The organism is Agarivorans sp. OAG1, from assembly GCF_037076485.1.
Lineage (GTDB): Bacteria > Pseudomonadota > Gammaproteobacteria > Enterobacterales > Celerinatantimonadaceae > Agarivorans > Agarivorans albus.
On record NZ_AP028990.1, the window covers coordinates 1,424,391 to 1,440,103 of the forward strand.

The following is a 15,713-nucleotide window of genomic DNA, read 5'->3' on the forward strand; positions in this document are numbered from 1 at the left end:
GTTCAACTTGACTCAACAGTTTACTACTCAGCTGACGCAATTGAGCGCAGCAATGGCAGATACCGGAGTGCTTGGCATTAAACGCGGTATTGAACGTGAAGCTTTACGCATTTGCGAACAGGGAAAGTTAGCACCTAATGGCCATCCTAAAGCATTAGGCTCAGCGCTTACTCATCCTCTAATTACCACCGATTACGCAGAAACCTTGTTGGAGTTTATCACTCCGGTTTCTGATAGCGTAGAACAGGTGCTGTCACGACTCACCGATATTCACCATGAAACACTAAAGCAGCTTGATGGACAACGCTTGTGGCCTTTGAGCATGCCTTGTTACATTGGTGACGAGCAAGACATTGTGTTAGCGGATTACGGCCAATCAAACATTGGTAAGATGAAACATGCTTATCGCCAGGGGCTACGTCATCGTTATGGCAGCGCCATGCAGGTGATCTCTGGTGTGCACTATAACTTCTCATTGCCGCAAAGCTTTTGGCAGCAACTACAAAAAGTTGATGGCGACCAACAGCCGCTTTCTGAGTACATCTCGCAACGTTACATGGCTTTAATTCGTAACTTTTATCGCTATGGTTGGATGGTGGCTTATCTTTATGGAGCCTCACCGGCGCTATGTGGTTCATTCATGAACGCTGGCGAGAGCCAACTGGCTTTTGAAAAAATGGCTAAAGGTACACTCTATTTACCTTACGCCACTTCATTGCGCTTGAGTGACTTGGGTTACACCAGTTCGGCCCAACATGAGCTAGATATTAACTACAACAGCGTTAGTGAGTACGTACAAAGCGTTCGCAAAGCGGTAAGTTCTCATTCTGAAGAGTTTGCCAAGATTGGGGTTAAAGTTGATGGTGAATATCGTCAGCTAAACGCCAACATACTGCAGATAGAAAATGAGTTGTATGCGCCTATTCGCGCCAAGCGTGTTGCTAAGTCTGGTCAAACTCCTTCTCAAGCTCTAGCTGAAGATGGTATTGAATACATCGAAATTAGAGCCCTAGATGTTAATCCTTTTGATGCTGTAGGTGTAACCGAGGCGCAGGTGCGAGTGATAGATAGTTTGTTGCTGGCCTGCGTTTTGATGGACTCACCTGAAATGTGCAAAGAGGAGTTACAAGCGTGTCGTGACAACTTTAATGCGGTGGCTATTGAAGGGCGTAACCCTGAATTGTCACTCACCATTGCCGGTGAAGAACAAAGCTTGCCAGCACATATCGAAAGTTTGCTAGCTAAGATGCAACAGGCCGCACAACTGCTTGATACTCAGCGCGCTGAGCCTGACTTTAGTGTATCGCTAGAGCAAGCGATAGCCGATGTTGCTAATGACAATACATACTCTTCACGTTTTCTACGTTTGTTAAAAACTCAATCGGTAGACAACAGCAGCTTGGGCTTGCAATGGGCTGCACAATATCGCGAAGAGATGCTTGGTCATAAGCCTAATAACTGGCAAGATCAAGACTTTAGCGCGATGGCTGAACAAAGCTTTGCTGAGCAACAAGCAATAGAAGCTAGTGATGACCTCGATTTTGATCACTTTTTAACGAAGTATTTTGAGAATGCCAATAAGTAGGGATGTATCGCTTGTTCAGTGGGCTAAAGTAGCCATGGTAGTTTTGGGTTTAGGTGTATTGGCGGGATGCAGCAGTGCGCCGCCAAAAGATCCTGAGAACCTATGTAGCATTTTTGAAGAAAAACGCGATTGGTATAAATCAGCTAAGAAGATGAACAAGAAATGGGGCACGCCAGTGCATGTTCCTATGGCGATGATGTATCAAGAATCCAGCTTCAAGCATAATGCTCGTCCACCAATGCAATATTGGTTTGGGTTTATTCCTGTAGGCCGTGCTAGTAGCGCTTATGGCTATAGCCAAGCTAAAACCATGACCTGGGATGACTACGTGCGTGAAACTGGCAACTCTTGGTCGTCACGAACTAACTTCGACGATGCCATCGACTTTATGGGCTGGTTTACCAACAAAACCCATAAAATAAACGGGGTATCGAAGTGGGATGCGCGCAATCAGTACTTAAACTATCACGAAGGCTGGGGCGGTTATAAACGTGGTACTTATCACCAGAAACAATGGCTGGTGAAGGTAGCGGGTACAGTAGACCAGCGATCGAAACGTTATGCTGCCCAGTATAATAAGTGTAAAGACGATCTAGATAGTAGCTGGCTATGGCGACTATTCTTTGCTTAAATACACCCAAATAATGAGTCTCAGCTAGGCTGAGATATGAAGAGAGAAAATCATGCCTTTATTAGATAGTTTTACCGTAGACCACACCCGCATGCATGCCCCAGCGGTTCGCGTAGCCAAAACCATGTCTACGCCTAGCAAAGACACTATTACAGTATTTGATTTACGTTACTGCGTGCCTAACGAGGAGATTTTGTCTGAGAAAGGTATTCATACCTTAGAGCACCTTTATGCCGGCTTTATGCGTGAGCATTTAAATTCTGTTGACGTTGAAATCATCGATATTTCGCCAATGGGTTGCCGCACTGGCTTTTACATGAGCTTAATTGGTAGCCCTAACGAGCAACAAGTTGCCGACGCTTGGTTAGCCTCTATGCATGATGTACTCGCTGTAGCTAATCAAAATGACATTCCCGAGCTCAATGAATACCAATGTGGTACTTATGCTATGCACTCTTTAGACGAAGCTAAGAGCATTGCTACTAGCATCATTGAACGTGGTATTAGCGTAAACAAAAATGATGAACTGGGATTATCTGACGAGATTCTTGGTAAGCTTTAAGCCGTATTTCGCTACTAAAGAAGCCAGCACTTAGCTGGCTTTTTTGTATTTTTAATGGGGGCGTTTACTTCTTAGGCTTGCTGTAAAACGCTGGAATGACTCGGGCCAAGCTTACAGTGTTGTTTTCTATCTCGACTATTTCGATGGGGTAACCGGCTAAACGTAAACATAAGTTAGCTTCGGGAATGTCTTCTAAGTGTTCCACAATCAGGCCATTTAGCGTTTTAGGGCCATCGATGGGTAAACTCCAGCTCATTTCTTTATTCAAGTCTCGAATATTTACAGCGCCGTCGATCAAATAGCTGCCATCAATTTGTGGATGGATTTCATCACTAGGGTCGGGGGCAATGCTAGTGGTAAAGTCACCAACAATTTCCTCAAGAATATCCTCTAACGTCACTAAGCCTTGAATGTCGCCGTATTCATCCACGATAAGTCCAATACGCTCTTTACGGCGCTGAAACTTCAATAGCTGCACATTTAACGGTGTGCCTTCGGGGATGAAGTAAATCTCTTTGGCGGCACGTAGCATCGAGGTTTTATCAAACTGCTCTCGAGATAATAGTCGCAACGAGTCACGTGAGTGGACAAAGCCTACCGAATCATCAATGGTGTCGCGAAATAACAAAATTTTGGTGTGAGTACTTTGAGTGAGTTGGCGAAGAATACTGTCCCAATCATCGTTGATATCGATGGCGGCAATTTCGTTGCGCGGGATCATAATATCGTCAACCGTCACTTTCTCTAGGTCTAAAATGCTTAGCAGCATGTCTTGGTGACGCTTAGGGATAAGTGTGCCCGCTTGGTCAACTACGGTACGCAGTTCTTCAGGATTTAGCGCTTCATCATCTTTGTTTGTGGGGTTTACCCCTAATAAACGCAACAGACCATTAGTGACGCCATTGGTAGCCCAAATAAATGGGAACAATAATTTCATTAATGGGCGTAGCAATATTGAAGCGGGGAAGGCAATCTTTTCCGGATAAAGCGCAGCCATGGTTTTGGGCGTTACTTCAGCAAAAATCAAAATGACAAAAGTAAGGGCAAGTGTAGCGATAGCTACCCCTACATCGCCGAACAGTCGCAAACCAATAATGGTGGCGATGGCCGAGGCAAAAATATTAACGAGATTATTGCCAATTAGGATCAATCCAATTAATCGGTCGGGGCGATCTAGCAGTTTGTCTACTCGGCTAGCTGCTTTATGTTTAGTATTAACTAAATGCCGCAGGCGGTAGCGGTTAAGCGACATCATGCCAGTTTCGGAGCTAGAAAAGAAAGCAGAGCAAATTATGAGGAACACGAGAAGTAGCAGTAAGCTACTCGTAGATATGTCGTCCAAACAGGAGAGTCCTTGATTAATATAACAGGGCTAATTTATATGCAGCCCCAAAGGGCTGTCAAGGTCTCATTTTAGTTGAGGATGATTTCCTTAACAAAGCGTGAGCCAAAATAGGCCAAACTAAGCAAGATTGAACCAATTACCGTCATGATCACGACCATTTTCCCACGCCAGCCTCGGTAGTGGTGTCCCCAAAGAAGGCTTGAGTAGATAAACCAAGCAATTAAGCTGAATATTGCTTTATGACCACGGCCATTGGCAAAAAAGTCGGTTAAAAATACAAAGCCGCTTAATAACGACACGCTAAGCAGTATGAGCCCAACCCGAATCAAGGTGAATAACTGTTTCTCAATGCTCATTAAAGAAGGCATTGCTGGGTGAATTGCCCCAGGCTTGTGGCGTTTTAAGGTCCAGTCTAAGTAAGCCATCTGCAAGGCATACAAGCTTGCAATCATTAATACGGTAAAGGCGGCTAAGGCAACGCTGATGTGGATCAGTACTTGCGGTTTTAACTCCAGATGAATGATGTAGTCACTAGGGATCATTACCGCTAATAACATGCTCACAATGGAAAATAGGTACACCACCGGTAAAATAAACCATAGTTTGAACGGTTTAACTAAGGCGGTAACGGTGAGAGCAATCAGCAAGCTGACTAAACCCGCTACATTAAAGATGCTTAAATCTTGGCCTTGCGCCAAAAATAAATGTTCTACTTCCCAAATGCCATGCAGTAGCATTGCGCAGCCAGCGCTGAGCCATAGCCATTTGTTGGCTCCGCTTTGTTTATTCAGTAAACCACTTATACATACGTAAGCGGCTAACAGATAAAAAACGGTGGTAGGAAGTACCAATACATTCATGATTTGAAGCTAACTATATGATTGTTTGGGTTCAGTATACTCGCCCTAAACAGTCAGGGCTAGAATTAGCTTTTAGAATATCGGCGCTTCGGTATAATGTGGCGGCTAAACAGTGCTCGCTATATGATCAACAGGAAAAAGCATGTTTGAAAACTTATCTGATCGACTCTCGAAAACGTTAAAAAATATCAGCGGCCGCGGCCGACTAACCGATGACAACATTAAAGATACCTTGCGCGAAGTGCGTATGGCCTTGTTGGAAGCGGATGTTGCCTTACCCGTAGTTCGCGAGTTTGTTAAAAAAGTAAAAGAACGTGCTCTAGGCCAAGAAGTAAATAAGAGCCTTAGCCCTGGTCAAGTATTCGTTAAGATTGTTCAGCAAGAGCTGGAATCAGCCATGGGCGAATCTAACGAAAGTCTTAATTTGGCAGCCCAGCCTCCGGCAGTAGTCATGATGGCTGGTTTGCAAGGTGCGGGTAAAACCACCTCTGTTGCTAAGTTAGCTAAGTACCTAAAAGAGCGCGAAAAGAAAAAAGTAATGGTAGTGAGTGCCGATATCTATCGTCCCGCTGCGATTAAACAGCTAGAGACTCTAGCTACAGAAGTTGACGCTATTTTCTTCCCAAGTAACGAAAAGCAAAATCCGGTTGATATCGTTAACGGTGCTATCGCCGAAGCCAGAACTCAATTTGCGGACGTACTACTTGTAGATACCGCGGGTCGTTTACATGTTGATGAAGACATGATGGACGAAATTAAAGCGCTTCATCAGGCGGTTGAGCCAGTAGAAACCTTGTTTGTCGTAGATGCGATGACTGGTCAAGATGCGGCAAATACCGCTCAGGCCTTTAACGAAGCTCTGCCACTTACCGGCGTGATTTTAACTAAAACCGATGGTGACGCGCGTGGCGGTGCAGCTTTATCTATTCGCCACATTACTGGTAAGCCAATTAAGTTTATGGGTGTGGGTGAGAAAACCGATGCTCTAGAACCTTTCCACCCAGACCGCATAGCTTCACGTATTTTAGGTATGGGCGATGTGCTTTCTCTTATCGAAGAGGTAGAGCGCAAAGTTGATAAAGACCAAGCGCAGAAGCTGGCTAAGAAAGTTCAAAAAGGTAAAGGCTTCGATTTAGAAGACTTCCGTGAGCAATTAGTGCAGATGAAAAGCATGGGCGGCATGATGGGCATGATGGACAAGTTGCCTGGCATGGGGCAAGTTCCCGACAGTGTTAAAGATCAAATGAATGATAAGCTTACTAACCAAATGGAAGCGATCATCAACTCTATGACGCCGGGCGAACGCCAACGCCCCGATATTATTAAAGGCTCACGTAAGCGTCGTATTGCTGCTGGTTCTGGCACCCAGATCCAAGATGTGAACAAGTTGCTGAAGCAATTCACTCAGATGCAAAAAATGATGAAGAAAATGTCGGGTAAAGGCGGCATGCGTAAAATGATGAGCCAAATGAAAGGCATGATGCCTCCAGGTGGTATGGGCGGATTTGGCGGCGGTCGCGGACCAGGACGTTTCTAAACACTAGCTTAATGTAAAAAAAGCCCAGCGATTTGCTGGGCTTTTTTGTTGGGCAAGTCGTTACTGACTAGCTATTAGTAAAGTTCACTCATCAAGTGCTGTAGTTGTTTAAAATCTAATGATTTATCAGCATCTACACTGGCATCACTTGGCGATGGGTGAGCACAAAGTACAATACCATCGGCACCTAATAATTTGGCGGCTTTGGCCATAGGCGCCACTGCGCTTAGTTCGTCTACTGCTTCACCTGGGTTTACCACAATCGGGAGGTGGGTTCGTTGGCGCAACAAACTAATCGCGCCTAAGTCCAAGGTGATTTTATTCTTGCCTTCAAGCGTTCTAACGCCTGCTTCACATAAAATTACCTGTTGGTTGCCCTGCGCCAAAATGTAGTCTGCGGCATGCAACCACTCATCAATAGAGGCCATGTTGTTGCGCTCTAAAAGAATAGGGCGAGTAGACTTACCCAGTTCTTTTAACAGGTTAAAGTTTTTCATGTGGCGCGAGCGAACATGCAGTATGTCTGCTTTAGCCGCTAAAGTAACAACCTGATCAACCGAGCTTACTTCGGTCATCGTAGGAAGCTTGTACTTTTTACCCGCGGCGTTTAAATAACTTAGGCCTTCTTCGCCTAAACCTTGGAAGCTATAAGGCGAACTGCGTGGTTTAAAGCAACCTGCGGCAAGTACTGCTGCACCACTTTCTTTGGCCGCTCCTGCACAGTTTATGATTTGTTGTTCAGACTCTACTGCACTGGGGCCAGCAAAGGTAACAAAGCCACCATCACCAATTTTAACATCGCCAACACGTACTACCGTAGCACTAGCCTTGTGTGAACGGCTAGAGAGCGCACCATCTTCTTGTACGGTGCTAATTAAGCTTGGTTCGCCACCTTTATTTTTGTCTTTGTTGGCTAAGGCTTCTAGTGGAATAAGTGTTGGGTCAACATTTTCACTTGGGTAGCAGCCAAGTACCTTAATGTAGCGGGTAAGGCGCGTTAGCTCTGCCAGTGCTGATTGCATCTGGCTAGACTTAACATTGGCGGAAACATCCACATAAAACATTTCTTCCCAAGGATTGCCTTGTACAGGGCGAGATTCCAGTTTGCTCATGTTTATATCGTGCTCGCGCAATACCAACAGCGCTTCTACCAACGAACCTGCTTGCTGTGCCGTTGACATAATAAAAGTCGTTCTCGCTGGCACTTGCTCAGCAACTTCCACCGGTTTGCGAGAAACAACAATGAAGCGAGTGTAGTTTTGTTGTTGATTGGCAATATCGGTTTTTAAGGCTTGCAAACCATACATTTCCCCCCCCACTTTGCTGCCAATGGCACCAACGGTTAAATCGTCGCCTCCGGCAACCACTTCCATTGCTTTGGAAGAGCTATCTACAAAATCTACCCGGGTATTAGCTAGTGTGCGCAAATAAAGGCTGCACTGAGCATAAGGTTGAGGGTGAGCATACAAGGTAGTAATTTGCTCTAGTTTGGCTTTTGGATGAGCCAAAATACAGTGATCAATAGGTATTGATAATTCACCAACAATCGACAAGCTGGTGTGCTGTAATACGTCGTATACTTCATTAATACTGCCAGAGCTGGTATTTTCAATAGGCAACATGCCGTAGTCAGCTTGGCCAGATTCCACGGTATCAACAATGTCTTGGAAGGCACTGCAGCCAAACTCAACAATTTGCTTTTTATAACGCGAGAAGTATTGATGAGTTGCAATGTTGCTGTAAGAGCCTTTGTTACCTAAAAATGCCACTCTTACCGCTTGCGCATGAATATCTGGGTTAGTGATACCTTGCAGAAATGCTTGTTGCGATAACACCGAGTCTTCGATGATGGTGTGATAAAGCTGAGTTACATAGTGGGCGTCTAAGCCTAACTCTCTGCCTTTATTTATTAGCTTAACCAGCAGCAACTGTTCACGTTCTTGGTCGCGAATCGCTTTGGGGTTTTCTATTTTACTTTTTGCTACTTCAACACTGAGTTGGCGACGCTCAGTCAGCAGTGTTAATAATGATTGGTCGAGCGCTGTTATTTTTGTTCGGATCTGCTCTAAGTCTGCCATCTGTTGTATTCCCTGTTAACAAAAAAGCCTCCTAAGAAGGAGGCTTTATGGATTCTGTGTGTTTTCGTTTTTACACCAATTCCGTCCGCCTCCCTAAAAGGGTGGAGTAAAAAAGAAACCAAACAAAAATCGGGTGTTGAATATTTTCATGACGTCAGACTAAAAAGCAATCAGGGGAAAGTCAAGTAATACCAAGCGATTAGTTGCTTGGTATTACTCTTTAATTAGCCTTTATGCGGCTTGTTCATCCTCGGAGCTAGGCTCGCCGTCGTCTACTTCACTCGGCGAACGTAAGAAATCTTTTCCAGAGCGGCTAGCGCGGTGCGCATTAGGCTTATCTTGGAAGCGGTGTAACTGGCGTTCAAGTTTTTGCCCTAAATTGTTAATGGCAACGCTCAGGTCTTGATGTTCATCGCTGGCAAACAGTTGTCCGTTTGGCAGATTGATCTTCGCTTCTACTTTTACCTTTTTATTGTCGGTGGTGATAATCACTTTTGGTGATATGAGCGGAATTTGGTTTTTTTCCAGTTTCTTAAAGCGCGCGGCAATGTGCTCGCGAATGGTTGGGGTAATAGAAATTGTCTTGCTGGTAATATCAATAATCATAAGCCTCCCAAAGACTATCTAGTAATTATTTCAACTCCAGAATACGACTTTCATAAATAAAAAACCAGATCTAGATCACTATTTCTTAAGGGTTAAATTGGCTGAGCTTGTGAATGTGATTACTTAGCGAAAAGTACTATAAATTACCGAAAATCGCTTGAATGTTATGGCGAACTTGGGCACATTGGAGTGAATAACAAGCGCTTGGTGTTAGCAATTAGTTTTTAATTAGTCATAAGCCAAAGGATGCCTTGCCTCATTGTTGACCACTATGGACAATATTCAACCTACAATCAGCGTTGTGAATTCCCCCGCGTCGTCTTCTGAAACCTCCATTGCACTTACCGAGCTCGCGCTTGCCTTAGCCGCTAAGCCTAGCGAAGGCTTTTTTGACGAGCTCATTAGCAGATTAGCGCAGCAAGTTGGTGCTTGCGAAGGCTATATTGCTCACTTCGATTCTCGAACCCCCAGCCTTCCTTGTATTCGCTATTGGCGAGAAGGCCAGTTTATTGGTGGAAAGCTAAGCCCTGCCTCAGCTAACCTGCTGGCTGAAATACGCGCTAGGCGGGTTGTAAATATTGATAATCTGCAACAAGCCCATCCTGATTATGCGAGCACCCAACCTGAGATCCAGCAACCGTTACAAGGTTTCTGGGCACAACAAATAGTTCAGCAACAGCGGGTAATTGGCTATATTGCGTTTAGCTTTAGTCAGGCAAAGTTTGATCATGCTTTGCTCGAACAACTGTTAGCCCCATTCTTTGAACGTTTAAGTAGCGAATTTGAGGTTCAACAACAACGAGAAGCCTTGAGCCTGTCGGCGATCGCCTTTGAGAGTAATGAAGGGCTTATTATTACCGATGTAAATTATCGCATCGTTAAAGTTAATAAGGCGTTTAGCCAAATTACCGGTTATCAACAACATGAAGTATTGGGACAGGAACTCACAGAAGTACTAGGCAATCCAAGCCCGGTATTTATTGAAGAAGTAGATGGCACGGTTAGGCGTAAAGGTGAGGTAGAACGGCAGCGCAAAAATGGCCAACGTTACACCCAGCAAGAAACCATCACTGCTGTTCACAATGATTTAGATTCGTTAACCCATTACGTAGTGTGTCTTCAAGACATATCGGCAAACAAAGCCACAGAGCAGCAAATTCAACATTTGGCTTATTTTGATGAGCTTACTGGTTTGCCCAATCGTCGAAAGCTGCGTGAAGAGCTTAGCCTTTGTTTTTCACGTGCTAAAAAGCAGCATGCCATTGGCGCTTTGCTGTTTATCGACTTAGATCATTTTAAAAACATTAACGACTCATTAGGACATGCTGCAGGCGATTGGGTATTGCAGCAGGTAGCTAAGCGTTTGCAAGAGCTTATTCGTGAAGGAGACGTGCTGGCTCGCTTAGGTGGTGATGAATTTGTTTTGCTGCTGGCAGATTTAGGAGAAAGCCCTCCTCACGCCGAGCAACAAGCCAATATTGTGGGTAAACGCTTAATTCAAACTATTTCCTCTCCTTATCCCTTTGATGGCCAGTCGCTGCATATTGGTGCCAGCGTAGGCATTACCTTGTTTCCTGGTAAGGGGCAAACCGCTGAAGACCTATTGAAACAGGCTGATACAGCGATGTATCAAGCAAAGTCAGCGGGTCGGCGTACCGTTATCTTTTTTGATGATGGTATGCAAAAACAAGCCGATAAACGTTTAAAGCTACATAACGCATTACGTGGAGCCTTGGCCAACGACGAGTTGCTGCTTTATTACCAACCGCAGCATATGGTATCTACCGGTGAGTTAGTCGGCGCAGAGGCCTTAGTGCGCTGGCAACCTGAAGGCAAAGGCTTGGTTTCACCCACCGAGTTTATTCCCATTGCCGAAGAGTCAGACTTGATCATTGATATTGGTATGTGGGTACTAGAGCAAAGCTGTAAACACATGGCTCATTGGCAGCAAAAGGGTTTACTGTTGCCAGAATTATCAGTGAATGTTAGTGCTAAGCAGTTTCATCATCCTGAATTTGTCGACCGAGTAGAAGAGCTGATGACGCGCTACAGCATTGATGGCGCGATGCTTAATTTAGAAATTACTGAATCGGTGGTGCTAGGCCATGCAGAGGACACCATTCGAAAAATGGAGCAGCTAAAGGAAATGGGGCTGCGTTTTTCCATTGATGACTTTGGCGCAGGGTACTCGTCTTTAAGTTATTTGAAGCGCTTGCCAGTGGATGAACTAAAAATCGACCGCTCGTTTATTCGTGATATTCCACGTGATAGCCGAGACATGGCCATTGTTGATGCAGTATTGGCGATGGCCAACCATTTAGGCTTTACTGTTACCGCTGAAGGCGTTGAAACGCGCCAGCAATTAGCCTTTCTTAAACAGCAAGGGTGTACCTTCTATCAAGGTTATTTATCCAGCAAAGCGATTACTGCAGAAGCCTTGGAGAGATATATTCAGCGTTTTCAGAGCAAATTTGGCTAATAGCCCTTTATCTTTTGCTTTCGAGTCGGTTATAACTAGAGCTAGATATTAGTTAAGTCGATGATTCGACTCACTCAATAAGGAACCGCGTATCATGAAATGGCTGTTATCGGCTTTTGCACTTTTGGTTTTAAACGTAGCTCATGCCGAAGATTTTGTTCGCTCCCACGCCCTAGTGATGCACGGTGAACCTGCCTTAGCCGCAGATTTTAGCCACCTTCCTTATGTGAATGTTGATGCGCCCAAGCAGGGTAGTGTGACCCATGAAGCACAAGGCACCTTCGATACGTTTAACCCCTTCATCGTTAAAGGCAATTCTGCTGCAGGTGTTGGCCAAATATACGACACTTTGTTAACCAGCAATGATGATGAAGCATTCGCTCAATACGGTTTGCTGGCCGAGAGTATTGATTTACCAGAAGATCGCTCTTGGGTTCGCTTTAACCTTCGCCCAGAAGCGCGTTTTCATGATGGCAAACCTGTTACTGCAGAAGATGTTGTATTCACCTTTAATTTATTGATAGAAAAAGGCGCGCCATTTTACCGCGCTTATTACGGCAGCATTAAAGAAGTAAAAGCCGAGTCTGCATCGAGTGTGCGTTTTACCTTTGCCGATGGCACCAATCGCGAGTTGCCACTTATCTTGGGGCAACTGCCGATATTGCCTAAGCACTTTTGGCAAAATCATGACTTTTCTAAAGCAGATTTAACCATCCCGCTGGGCTCTGGCCCATATAAATTGGGTGAGTTTGATACTGGCCGTTCGGTGAGTTATCAGTTGGTTAAAGATTATTGGGCTAAGGATTTACCGATTAATCGCGGGCGTCATAATTTTGCTGAGATTAAATATGAGTACTACCGAGATTCGTCAGTGGCGCTAGAAGCGTTTAAATCGGGCCGAATTGATTACCGCATCGAAACCAGTGCTAAAGACTGGGCTACCGCATACACCGGCCCTATGTTTGATAGCGGCAAAGTACATACCGATACCTTGAGCAACGAAAACCCTCAAGGCATGCAGGGCTTTGTATTTAACACCCGTCGTGATTTGTTTAAGCAAACTGAAGTGCGCAAAGCGATTGGTTTATTGTTTGATTTTGAATGGACTAACGAGCAACTTTTTTACGGGGCATACAAACGCACAAATAGCTATTTTGCTGCTTCAGAGTTAGCATCTACGGGCTTACCAGAAGGTGGTGAGTTGGCGTTGTTAGAGCCTTTTAAAAAGCAGCTACCGCAAGAGGTATTCACTAAAGAATTTACTTTAGAGAAAACCCGTGGCGACGGTAATATTAGGCCGCAAATGCGTGAAGCTTTAGCGCTGCTAAAAGAGGCGGGTTGGAGTTTAAACAAAGGCAAGTTGCTCGATGCCAATGGCAAGCAAATGCACATTGAGTTTTTGCTATACCAAAAGAGTTTTGAGCGCATCGTATTACCTTACACGCGCAACCTACAAAAAATTGGCATTAGCACCGAAGTGCGCGTAGTTGATGTATCTCAATATGTGAATCGGGTGCAGAACTTTGATTTTGATATGGTGGTTGGCAGTTTTGGTCAGTCGTCATCTCCGGGTAATGAACAGCGTGACTTTTGGGGAAGTAAAGCGGCTGAGCATACTGGGTCTCGTAATATCATTGGTGTAAATAGCCCGGTTATCGACTCGTTGATTGAAGCAGTAATTGCTGCCGAGGATCGTCAGGCACTGATTGATGCAACCCGTGCTTTAGACCGAGTATTGTTGTGGTCGTATTACGTAGTGCCGCAATGGCACTTAAATGCTTGGCGAGTGGCCTATTGGGATAAACTTAAACGACCTGAGCGTAACCCTAAATATGCGCTGGGTTTAGATAGCTGGTGGGTTGAATAGTTACCCAATGACTAGCTACATTCTTCGACGTTTATTATTGATGATCCCCACTTTGCTGGGGATCATGACTCTTAATTTCATTATTATTCAATCTGCGCCGGGTGGGCCGGTTGAACAAGCCATTGCTAAGATACAGGGCATTGATACCTCTGCTACCCGCCGCGTTGATTCCGGTGTAGATACCGAGATTATTCAATCTAATAATGGCGGGAACTCTAGCCAGTATCGCGGAGCACAAGGCTTACCACCAGAGCTGGTTGAAGAGCTAGAGCAACTGTATGGTTTTGATAAACCCTTACACGAGCGCTACTTTGAGATGCTAGGCAACTACCTTCGTTTCGATTTTGGTGACAGTTTTTATCGTGACAGCTCTGTCGTTGATTTAATTCTAGAAAAGATGCCGGTGTCTATTTCCTTGGGCTTATGGACCACTCTATTAGTCTACGGGATCTCCATTCCATTAGGCATCCGTAAAGCGGTGCAACACGGCAGCCGCTTTGATATTTGGAGTTCAACAGCGGTTACCATTGGTTTTGCCATTCCCAATTTCTTATTCGCGATTATGCTGATTGTGCTTTTTGCTGGTGGCAGTTATTGGGATTGGTTCCCGTTGCGTGGGTTAACGTCTAGTAACTGGGACGAACTAAGCTTGCTAGGCAAAGTGGGTGATTACTTTTGGCACCTCACGCTACCTGTAACAGCCATGGTAATTAGTAGTTTTGCTACCTTAACGATGCTGACTAAAAACTCTTTCTTGGACGAGATTAATAAGCAATATGTGCTTACCGCTAGGGCTAAGGGCTTAACCGAAAATCGGGTACTTTACGGCCATGTTTTTCGTAATGCGATGTTACTGGTTATCTCGAGTTTACCTGCAACCTTAATTAGTATTTTCTTAACTGGCTCATTCATGATCGAAGTTATTTTCTCACTAGATGGCTTGGGTTTGCTGGGCTTTGAAGCGGTGGTTAATCGTGATTACCCTGTGGTGTTTGGTACTTTGTATATGTCTACTTTAATTGGTTTAGTGCTTAAGCTGATAAGTGATATTACTTATACCATGATAGACCCTCGGATTAACTTTGAGGGGAGGCAGTAGCATGGGAGTTGTCGCTCAATGGAAGCGCGCCAAAGCCAGCCCGCTTAACCAGCGTCGTTGGTTGCAGTTTAAAGCTAACCGTCGTGGTTACTGGAGTTTTTGGCTATTTATTTTGCTGTTTTTCACTAGCTTATTTGCTGAATTTATTGCTAATGACAAACCCGTGTTAATTCGCTATCAGCAGCAATGGATGATGCCGGTAGTGAGTGAATACACCGAGCTAGATTTTGGGGGAGACTTCGATTTAGCGGCTGATTATTCGGACCCTTACATTCAAGAGCTGATTGCAGAGCAAGGTGGGTGGATGTTGTGGCCACCGGTGCGTTTTTCTTACGGCACCATAAATTACAACCTTAGTGTGCCTTCGCCTTCTCCGCCTACTGGTGTTAACTGGTTAGGTACCGATGACCAAGGTCGAGATGTTTTCTCGCGCTTATTATATGGTTTTCGTTTATCGGTATTGTTTGCTTTAGTTCTGGCAATTAGTAGCTCGGTGATTGGTGTAGCGGTAGGTGCTATGCAAGGCTACTTTGGCGGACGTGTGGATCTGTTTGGTCAGCGCTTCATTGAGATTTGGTCGGGCATGCCGCAAATGTTTTTGCTGATTATTTTATCCAGTTTGGTACAGCCAAACTTTTGGTGGCTACTCGGTATTCTACTGCTATTTAGTTGGATGAGTTTGGTTGATGTAGTACGTGCCGAGTTTTTGCGAGGCCGTAATTTAGAGTATGTAAAAGCGGCTCGTGCCTTAGGTGTCGGCGACAAAGCGATAATGGCGCGGCACATACTGCCCAATGCGATGATTGCTACGTTAACCTTTATGCCATTTATCTTTATTGGCGGGCTTACTGCGCTAACCGGTTTGGATTATCTAGGCTTTGGTCTGCCGCCAGGCTCGCCTTCGTTAGGTGAAATGGTGGCGCAAGGAAAGAATAATCTGCAAGCGCCTTGGTTAGGGATAACTGCATTCTTCTCCATGTCGATTATCTTAGTGTTGTTGGTATTTATTGGTGAAGCAGCCCGTGATGCTTTCGACCCTAGAAAACGAGTGTAGGTAGCTGACA

At 44.8% G+C, this 15,713-nt stretch carries 12 protein-coding genes and 1 other annotated feature; of the genes, 8 read left to right on the forward strand and 4 right to left on the reverse strand.

What is annotated here, in order from left to right:
• The first annotated feature begins 7 nt into the window (after nt 1-7).
• From gshA to luxS, 3 genes are read left to right on the forward strand one after another with little or no spacing between them, the layout of a single operon-like run.
• A complete protein-coding gene (gene gshA / locus OAG1_RS06695; RefSeq protein WP_338625096.1) occupies nt 8-1,585 on the forward strand; it encodes a glutamate--cysteine ligase in 1,578 nt (525 codons plus the stop codon).
• 34 nt (nt 1,586-1,619) lie between these two features.
• Complete coding sequence (locus OAG1_RS06700) at nt 1,620-2,216, forward strand: hypothetical protein (protein WP_016403968.1); 597 nt, start codon at nt 1,620-1,622, stop codon at nt 2,214-2,216.
• A 52-nt stretch (nt 2,217-2,268) separates the two neighbouring features.
• The gene (luxS, locus tag OAG1_RS06705) at nt 2,269-2,778 is read left to right on the forward strand and encodes an S-ribosylhomocysteine lyase (RefSeq protein WP_338625098.1); all 510 of its coding nucleotides are present in this window, start codon (nt 2,269-2,271) and stop codon (nt 2,776-2,778) included.
• A 64-nt stretch (nt 2,779-2,842) separates the two neighbouring features.
• Here the strand turns inward: luxS and OAG1_RS06710 are convergent, their stop codons facing one another.
• Nucleotides 2,843-4,120 carry a CNNM domain-containing protein gene (locus tag OAG1_RS06710; protein ID WP_040307703.1) on the reverse strand — a complete coding sequence of 426 codons (1,278 nt, stop codon included), beginning with the start codon at nt 4,118-4,120 and terminating at the stop codon, nt 2,843-2,845.
• Between the two features lie 71 nt (nt 4,121-4,191).
• Complete coding sequence (gene ccsA / locus OAG1_RS06715) at nt 4,192-4,983, reverse strand: cytochrome c biogenesis protein CcsA (protein WP_152781607.1); 792 nt, start codon at nt 4,981-4,983, stop codon at nt 4,192-4,194.
• Between the two features lie 142 nt (nt 4,984-5,125).
• Between ccsA and ffh the strand changes: the two genes are divergently transcribed.
• Nucleotides 5,126-6,520, forward strand: coding sequence for a signal recognition particle protein (gene ffh, locus OAG1_RS06720; RefSeq protein ID WP_152781605.1), 1,395 nt, complete (start codon nt 5,126-5,128; stop codon nt 6,518-6,520).
• 74 nt (nt 6,521-6,594) lie between these two features.
• On the opposite strand, the gene aroF is transcribed toward ffh, so the two are convergent.
• Complete coding sequence (gene aroF / locus OAG1_RS06725) at nt 6,595-8,598, reverse strand: 3-deoxy-7-phosphoheptulonate synthase (RefSeq protein ID WP_016403974.1); 2,004 nt, start codon at nt 8,596-8,598, stop codon at nt 6,595-6,597.
• A 17-nt stretch (nt 8,599-8,615) separates the two neighbouring features.
• Nucleotides 8,616-8,744 (reverse strand) — a sequence feature (Phe leader region).
• Nucleotides 8,745-8,829: 85 nt separating this feature from the next.
• Entirely contained in the window at nt 8,830-9,204 is a 375-nt protein-coding gene (gene raiA / locus OAG1_RS06730) for a ribosome-associated translation inhibitor RaiA (protein ID WP_016403975.1), read from the reverse strand.
• A 259-nt stretch (nt 9,205-9,463) separates the two neighbouring features.
• Between raiA and OAG1_RS06735 the strand changes: the two genes are divergently transcribed.
• The 4 genes from OAG1_RS06735 to OAG1_RS06750 all read left to right on the forward strand — a co-directional run bounded on the left by OAG1_RS06735 (nt 9,464) and on the right by OAG1_RS06750 (nt 15,703).
• The gene (locus tag OAG1_RS06735; protein WP_338625103.1) at nt 9,464-11,683 is read left to right on the forward strand and encodes an EAL domain-containing protein; all 2,220 of its coding nucleotides are present in this window, start codon (nt 9,464-9,466) and stop codon (nt 11,681-11,683) included.
• 94 nt (nt 11,684-11,777) lie between these two features.
• Nucleotides 11,778-13,550 (forward strand): extracellular solute-binding protein, encoded by a 1,773-nt coding sequence (locus tag OAG1_RS06740; protein WP_338625105.1) that lies wholly within the window; start codon nt 11,778-11,780, stop codon nt 13,548-13,550.
• Between the two features lie 7 nt (nt 13,551-13,557).
• Complete coding sequence (locus OAG1_RS06745) at nt 13,558-14,649, forward strand: microcin C ABC transporter permease YejB (RefSeq protein ID WP_016402251.1); 1,092 nt, start codon at nt 13,558-13,560, stop codon at nt 14,647-14,649.
• A gap of 1 nt (nt 14,650) precedes the next feature.
• Nucleotides 14,651-15,703 carry an ABC transporter permease gene (locus OAG1_RS06750; RefSeq protein WP_338625108.1) on the forward strand — a complete coding sequence of 351 codons (1,053 nt, stop codon included), beginning with the start codon at nt 14,651-14,653 and terminating at the stop codon, nt 15,701-15,703.
• Nucleotides 15,704-15,713: the final 10 nt, after the last annotated feature.

Excerpts from the sequence above, each read along its gene's own strand:
- OAG1_RS06745 (WP_016402251.1), top strand. The coding sequence starts at position 13,558 with ATGACTAGCTACATTCTTCGACGTTTATTATTGATGATCCCCACTTTG.
- ffh (WP_152781605.1), top strand. The coding sequence starts at position 5,126 with ATGTTTGAAAACTTATCTGATCGACTCTCGAAAACGTTAAAAAATATC.
- luxS (WP_338625098.1), top strand. The coding sequence starts at position 2,269 with ATGCCTTTATTAGATAGTTTTACCGTAGACCACACCCGCATGCATGCC.
- aroF (WP_016403974.1), bottom strand. The coding sequence starts at position 8,598 with ATGGCAGACTTAGAGCAGATCCGAACAAAAATAACAGCGCTCGACCAA.
- OAG1_RS06700 (WP_016403968.1), top strand. The coding sequence starts at position 1,620 with ATGGTAGTTTTGGGTTTAGGTGTATTGGCGGGATGCAGCAGTGCGCCG.
- ccsA (WP_152781607.1), bottom strand. The coding sequence starts at position 4,983 with ATGAATGTATTGGTACTTCCTACCACCGTTTTTTATCTGTTAGCCGCT.
- raiA (WP_016403975.1), bottom strand. The coding sequence starts at position 9,204 with ATGATTATTGATATTACCAGCAAGACAATTTCTATTACCCCAACCATT.
- OAG1_RS06750 (WP_338625108.1), top strand. The coding sequence starts at position 14,651 with ATGGGAGTTGTCGCTCAATGGAAGCGCGCCAAAGCCAGCCCGCTTAAC.
- OAG1_RS06740 (WP_338625105.1), top strand. The coding sequence starts at position 11,778 with ATGAAATGGCTGTTATCGGCTTTTGCACTTTTGGTTTTAAACGTAGCT.